This window comes from Gemmatimonadota bacterium, from assembly GCA_026706845.1.
Taxonomy (GTDB): Bacteria; Latescibacterota; UBA2968; order UBA2968; family UBA2968; genus VXRD01.
On record JAPOXY010000115.1, the window covers coordinates 1 to 7,086 of the forward strand.

Below are 7,086 nucleotides of genomic sequence, written 5' to 3' on the forward strand. Positions count from 1 at the left end.
AAACAAGCGTGCCCCAAAAACAAACGCGGGCTTCTTCAAAGAAACCCGCGTTTTGACATCTTCAACACCGAACAGGCAGAGGGAACTCTGTTTTATTCTCCACCGCCGCCACCGCCACCACCGCCACCGCGACCACCACCGCGGCCACCTTGCCCGCCGCGTTGCCCGCGCTGACCGCGCTGACCCATCCGCTGCATCTGTTCTTGAAATACCTTTGTCTGGTTCTCATTGAGAATGGCTGTCAGGCCCTGCATCATTTCCATTCGCAGTGCGCGCACTTTCTGCATGGCCGCCTGCTGGTCGTTGCTTCCGCGCAGGCTTCTTTGCAACTCCTGCCTTTTTGCGTAAATCCCCTTAAGTGATGCGCGCACCTTGACGAGTTGCTCATCGCTCAGAGCTACATTCTCATTAAACGCCAGATAGGTCAGCGCCTGTTCAACCGGCAAAAAACGCTGCACCTGAACGCCGCCGCGTTGCCCTTGACCGCGCTGCCCCTGCCCTTGACCGCCTCTTTGAGGCTGTGCCCACACATCGCAGGACGCGACCATAAGCATCGCCACTGCCAGAAAACCTAAGAGTCGAAACCTCTGCATAATCCGCTCCTTTGAAAAAGTTAATAAAATACCTATAAAACCGGGCATGTATCGCAACAAATTAGACGACACATGCCCGGATAAAAGTTCCATCCATCATTTTATCTTAGAAAACCACCTGAGACACGGCTTTGGATATCAAAGCTACGGCAATTGAGGTCATGCCAATAAGCCCCATACCGCAGGAATAACCCGCCAATAAAATGGGTGCATAAGCCTTCCATTTGGACTCGCCGAACCGCTTTTCAAAATGGTATCGCCCCAGCATGGCCCCGGCAAAATTCAAAATGACAAAGTGCGGCCATTGCGCCAGGCCATTCACAAAACCGAAAAATGCCAGCACGGGGACCTTGGCGGCGACCAGTACCAGATAGAGAAGCCCCCCTGTAACGAAACCAACACCTATATATTCTGCCTTGATAATATCTGTCAGGAGTTCCAGGCCAGCAGCACCCTGTACTTCTTCTGGTGGCAAAGTTGCTTTGAGCCACATGGTTTGCATCGTAGCTTCAAAAGGCCAGAACAACTGCACATAGGGATATGTCGCAGATGGAATGGGACCCAACCGCCAGATAAATTCATAGAACATAAAGCTACAGATGAAAATCACAAAAGTCGTAATTACGACCATTTTGATATAACTGCCGATCTTCGTTTTGGTCAATTCCAGTTGCTTAAACTGCCGCACGGCCAGCCCGTGGTCGTGCAGTGGGATGGGCGCAAACCACACCGCCACCCCCTTATACCCCGACAGGAAAATGGCCGCTTCCCGAATATAGGGAATGCTTGCCCCATAAGGACTGCCCGTAAGACCAATCATCCGGGCACCGATATAAGACGAAACAGGCGTATAAATAAACGCAAAGAAAACCAGCCAGTACCATTGAAACTCCGGCACGAGCCACTGGCACAAACCAATGGCGGCAAAAGAAGCCATGACCCACAACACGAGAGGCCACTTCATCGGTATATCACCCCGGCCCTCGGGCAAATCCTCCATACTAATTTTCACCGAGTGATGCCCCGTTTCCTTCTGAATCTTGCGCTGTTCTAACAGTGTTTTGCCCACCATATAAAAACCAGTGGCCGCAATAACAAACGAAGTGCCGATTCCAAAGCTCAACCAGAAGTCAAAACGATTGGAAATACTCGCGGGTATCGCCGTCATACCCGGTGCCCATCGGCTCAAAACATCTGTGTGAAGATAAAGCACTGGATTAATCACCAGATTGGCGAGCACAGCACCGATAAACGACCCGACTACCACGTAAAACGGCAGGACAAAACCGATCAACAAATGCCCCAAATCCGTTCCTATACCAAACACGGCAGCGGGCAATATGGTCTTTACCTCGGCTGTGAAATCGATAAATGGAATGGGCAAGACCTGAACGGTCTCTGTCAGAAAAATGCCCGACAACGTGGGCACAACTACATAGAGCAATCCCCACACCAGACCAATACACGTTCCCGTACTGAACACGCGCCACCGCCACCCTTCGGCTTTGGCCGATGTTTCAGCCAGTGCCGTAACACCTCTCGCGTGAACGGGTTCCAGTGGAAAAGGCAATTGCTCGATATCGCTGGTAATGCGAAACATCACATACCCAAAGGACAGCCGTGCGGTCTGATTGATAATCATGACCACAAACAGAATCAACACTGGCAAAATCCAGTCGGGATGCACAAACGTACGCTCGGCATAAACCGGCGAATCCAGAGGCGGCGTCACCCAATTTGGGATATAACTATCCAGACCTTTTGCCGCGGGTGACTGAATCAAATACTGATCCCAGATCAACCCTCCAAAAGGTCCGCCATATAGATGTGCCCCCGTACCGAGTTTTACCCCAATGCCCAACAGCCCTGCGGCGACCCAATAGATAATCAAAATTTCCTGTGTCCTGAGCCGCACAAAAGAGCGCTTGGCAATCTCTAAAAAGAGAATAATCGTCACCCACTCAGACGCGCCAGCCATGCTCTGTCCGGTCACCAGGCCCAGATAAATCGCCCCCGGCAACATGACAATCCCAACGAACGCCGTCGCCCATATCGTCTTCCAGCCAAAGCCATCTTCAAAAGGCGCGTCCTCTGGCATAATCTGTTCGTATTCTGTCAGATCCTCTTTTGTTTCTTCTGTATCTCTTGGTTCATCGGTTGCCAAAATTGCCTCCCAGAAGGAAATTCACAAAATCTGCACGTTATGCTATTGCCGCGACCTCGCCAGACAAAACCCGGCGTCCGTCTTCTGCATAATTGAACTTCATGTCGCCCGGAATTGTGCGCCAGACCAGGAATCGCTTTCTCAACACATTCAAAAATCCGCGATTGATCCGTTTCCAGGACGCCACATCGCCACTCAAGCGATTGATCACCACTTCAATTTTATAAATATTGTGCTCACCCGTTGGAATGGCTTTCAACTGCACTTCCTGGCTAATTCCCAGGTCATAAGGCGCCAACCACGCCGTCAGGTCAATATTGTATTGCGGTTCTCCCTCGTGATCCTCAGACCAGAACTTCACGTGATCTGCTACAAAATCACCCACCGACCCCTCGCCATAAGATTCAAAAACCCGGGTCAAATAAGAGTACATGCCCAATACCTCGGCACCGCCCACTGTAAAGGGAAAATCAAATACCCACCGATCGCCATCCGGATCGGGAAATTCCCATTTGCGGGTCACATCGGGCACGGCCATATCAGCGGCTTTTTTGGCTGGATAAAGCGCCGAAAGAAATACCGTTGCCATCACAATCAACGTGGCGGAAATTGCGGACAGCGACGAATAATTCAATTCCAGGCCACCCAACAATCCTTCATTGTAAAGTATGAGCACAAGCACTTGTCCAATCAAATATCCCATAACCGCACCGAGTGTGGCAAATACGCCAGCCTCCGCGAGGAAAAGTGCCGCAATATGATTGGGAGCCAATCCCACCGAAGAATAAATACTGATCTCTCGAAAACGCTCATACACAGCACCCATCATAGTATTGAGCACAATAAGCGCCGCAATCAAGATCGGAATAAACAAATTGCCCAATCCAGAAAGCGACGTTGAACCAATCGAACTATAGACGGTTACACCATCATCCTTGCCCACAAACATCGTCAAAGACACGCGTGCCATAAACTCTTCAATATCGGGGACAAAATTCAACTTGGGCTGCCCGCTCTCATCCCTGAAATTCGCAATCGCCACCGAAGCCAACACGCCCCCGATATCCCGAATATACTCATAGGGCACGACGAGCACATTGGTCGATTCCAGGTGGGTAAAGGTCTCAATAGGCGCAGCCGCGACAACTCGCGGGTCCTGATCCTGTGCATCCGCCAAATCGTCTTTTTCTTTAACCGTATCAACAGGGGTCAGTTTTTCATCGTCCAGATCTTTGAACTTGTTAAACATTTCAGAATCGAGAATGCCAATCACCGTAAAAATCTGCCCCTGCATTTCAATTTTGGCTGTACCGGCATCTTCGGGGAAAATACCGACAAGCTCGGCCAGATCATTTGGCAACAGACAAACGAACTCTTCTCCGGGCTTAAACCACCGCCCGCTCATCAAATAGCGATCAACTCCGGTAATTTTGGGTTCGTCAGGTGTAAGACCCAACAGCGCATTGACAAAACTGTCTTTCCCCGTGGTAATGCCCACATCGAAATCGACGTAAATCTCCTTTGGCCCCATATCGGCGGTGGCCTCTGTCATGCGAGAAAAATTCACATAAGCGCGCTCGCCACGCACCTGTGACAAATACCACGATCGCGGCACAATATCGGCGCGGCCTTCAAAGGCACTATTGAGATAATTGAGCACGGACTCCTGCATCCCGCGCCAGGATCGGTCGCGCACGAGTGCCCCCTGATACGACGGCTCGTTATCGCGGGGCAATTTGTAGAACTTCAACGAAGTCTGTACCGAGGTAAAAGACAATGTCGTAAAAGTCAATAAGGTCAGCGTAATCGCCGTCAACCCCGTGCGCATGGGGCGCTTTCTCAAATTTGAAATGCCCAGCACAATCGCGGCCGATGTCGCGCTAATGCGCCCGACATCGGCTTCATAAGTCCCGGCAGAAGCCTGCTTCATTTTGCGAACTTCATCGCCAAACTTAGACACCACAATGACCATGGCCACGCCTCCGAGAGCCATAATCACAAATGCGAGAAAAATAATATAGGGGGAATTGCTCAACTGAAAAGCCGGATGGACAAAGCGCAGAACAATAAAGAAAAATATAAAAAATGCGGCAAACCAACTCAACCTCGCGGTAATACTCGACGCACCAATCAACAAACGCTCGCAGAAAAATGAAAACGGCAGCAATAAAATAAAATAAAAAATAATACCCCGAACAGTATCATTGGCCGTCGCCATCACTTCGGGATAACCCCGCGCCTCCAGCCCCCATGCCCGCCGGGATGCGTTCATAAACCCTTCGTAATCCAGATTTTCAAGGTGCTGGCGCGCTTCGATCAGGGCCTCGCGCGCGCTGTTGTGCAACAGGGTGAGCCGATTGTTTTCAATACCAAATTGCGCCAACTGTTTCATCCGCACATCGTCGATCACCCACATATCTTTGGCGGCCTGATACGAAGGTCTGAAAATGACGCCGGGTTCATACCCTTCACCTCGGGCCTCTTCCAGAAGATCGGGATTGACCTCGCGTTTATCAACCGGATTGTCCAAAAACTTCTGGGGCGCATTGATAAGCAAATACTTAACACCAAATAATCCCGTGCTCATCAAAACTTTCAACCGCTCGGCTTCTCCCGTGTGTTCATCCACACGCGCAAACGTCACTGCAGCGCGCGTCACATCGCCCTCTTTGGTGCTTTGTCCCGGCAAATACGTATAGCCAAATTCTATAGGTTGTGTGTCATTTTCGTTGAGCACCGTCATAAAATCGAGCGCGGACAAATAGCTCGAATCTATAATTTCAAAAACACTGACGGAGCGACTCTTAAACAGAACTGTCATCATTTCATTTTCCCACCAACCATATCGCTGCGTCAGTGGGAATTTTTTATCGCCCTCAGACCCCATGTCGGGTGCCGACGTAATAGTTCCTTCCTCATCAATATCATAAGCCAAAATGCGGTTGGTGAACCGATTTCGCATAATATTGAAGAAAAACTCTCCCGTTTGTTTAACTTTGTCCGGGTCGCCATACAATTTTAGATCTACATCTGTTCTATTTTTCGCCAATTTGACATCGTAAATGGGACCTTCTGTTGTCTTGTCTATAATCAGCGTCCGCACTCCCGCACAGCTATGGACATTGCCCGGCTGTCGATACGTGGCAACCCCTCCTGGGACAGGCACGCGAGGCAATGCAAAATCGACATTGCGATCAAACCACAATACGCGCCCTTTCAAACTGTGTCCGCGATCTTGCAATTTGAGTTTGGACACCCTGAAAAACTCGGGATCTTCGCCCGCTTTCATCATGGCAGCGATCGTCGTTTGGACCTGGCGCGTCAAATTGCCCATATTGACGTGCTCAACGCGATCGACAGGCGTATCGACAAACCGCCGCACGGTTGATGGCGTCGCCAGTGTAATGCCTTCTTTGCCAACAAATGTGACGGCCTCGCTGTCGAATCCCAGGCGAATGGGCATAAAATTCTTCCAGGTGCGTTTTGGCGGTGCAATCGCATCGACATGGCGCACTTCTTCGCCCGGAAAGACTTTGGCCATATATTTATCGAATTTGTCCGCATAAGGTGCCAGCAGATTATTCAGATAATTATCTGTCTGCCAATTTGGGTTATTAAAGGTGCCGTGTGAAAAGCTCGCCAACTGATCGGATTCACTCGACAGGTCCAACCCGATAAATAACCGAAAATCAATTTTATAGCTGCCGGGAATGAGTTCTTCAAAATCTTCGCTGTCGCGAGGAATCAGTTCGCCATCGAGATAAGCGCCAGCAACCGATAAACTATCGGGAATCTTATCGCGGAAATGATCGCTTTCGCGCGAATGGCGATACACAAAATCATTGATACCAGCCAGGCCTTGAAAATGAGAACCAGTTGCCAAAAAGGTCACCGAATATTTGGGCGGATTCTGTTTCAAAACGCGGGCAGTGTGTAAAAGCGCAGCCAACCCCGACGCATTTTCAGCACCCGGCGCGAGGGCGGGCACAACGGAAATAGCATCGTAAAAAGCACTCAGCACAATCTGCTGATCTTTCCACTTGCGCTCTTCGCGCTCAGTGATATAGTCTTCGGATCCGGGAACGGTTGCAAAAATATTCCAGGTCGGCACCTCTTCCCAGTCCATCTTCGACGTTAAACGCACTTCGGGAGATTGCGTTTGGGCCAATTCGAGCAACCGCAAAGCATCGTCTTTTTCGACCCAGAACCGGGGCACATCAACGGGCACGGGCAAAAACTTATCCATAGCCTGACCCTGTGTAACTCGCCCATTGTCGTAAAATAAAATGGCCTGCGCCCCCCACATACGAAGGCTCAAATAACCCTGAT

General features: G+C 50.2%; 3 protein-coding genes. All 3 read right to left on the reverse strand.

Going from position 1 to position 7,086, the window contains the following annotated elements:
* Positions 1-92: 92 nt before the first annotated feature.
* Complete coding sequence (locus OXG87_11400; GenBank protein ID MCY3870154.1) at positions 93-593, reverse strand: hypothetical protein; 501 nt, start codon at positions 591-593, stop codon at positions 93-95.
* Positions 594-699: 106 nt separating this feature from the next.
* Entirely contained in the window at positions 700-2,757 is a 2,058-nt protein-coding gene (locus OXG87_11405; protein ID MCY3870155.1) for a peptide transporter, read from the reverse strand.
* Between the two features lie 37 nt (positions 2,758-2,794).
* Complete coding sequence (locus OXG87_11410) at positions 2,795-7,075, reverse strand: M28 family peptidase (GenBank protein ID MCY3870156.1); 4,281 nt, start codon at positions 7,073-7,075, stop codon at positions 2,795-2,797.
* Positions 7,076-7,086: the final 11 nt, after the last annotated feature.

Excerpts from the sequence above, each read along its gene's own strand:
- OXG87_11400 (MCY3870154.1), bottom strand. The coding sequence starts at position 593 with ATGCAGAGGTTTCGACTCTTAGGTTTTCTGGCAGTGGCGATGCTTATG.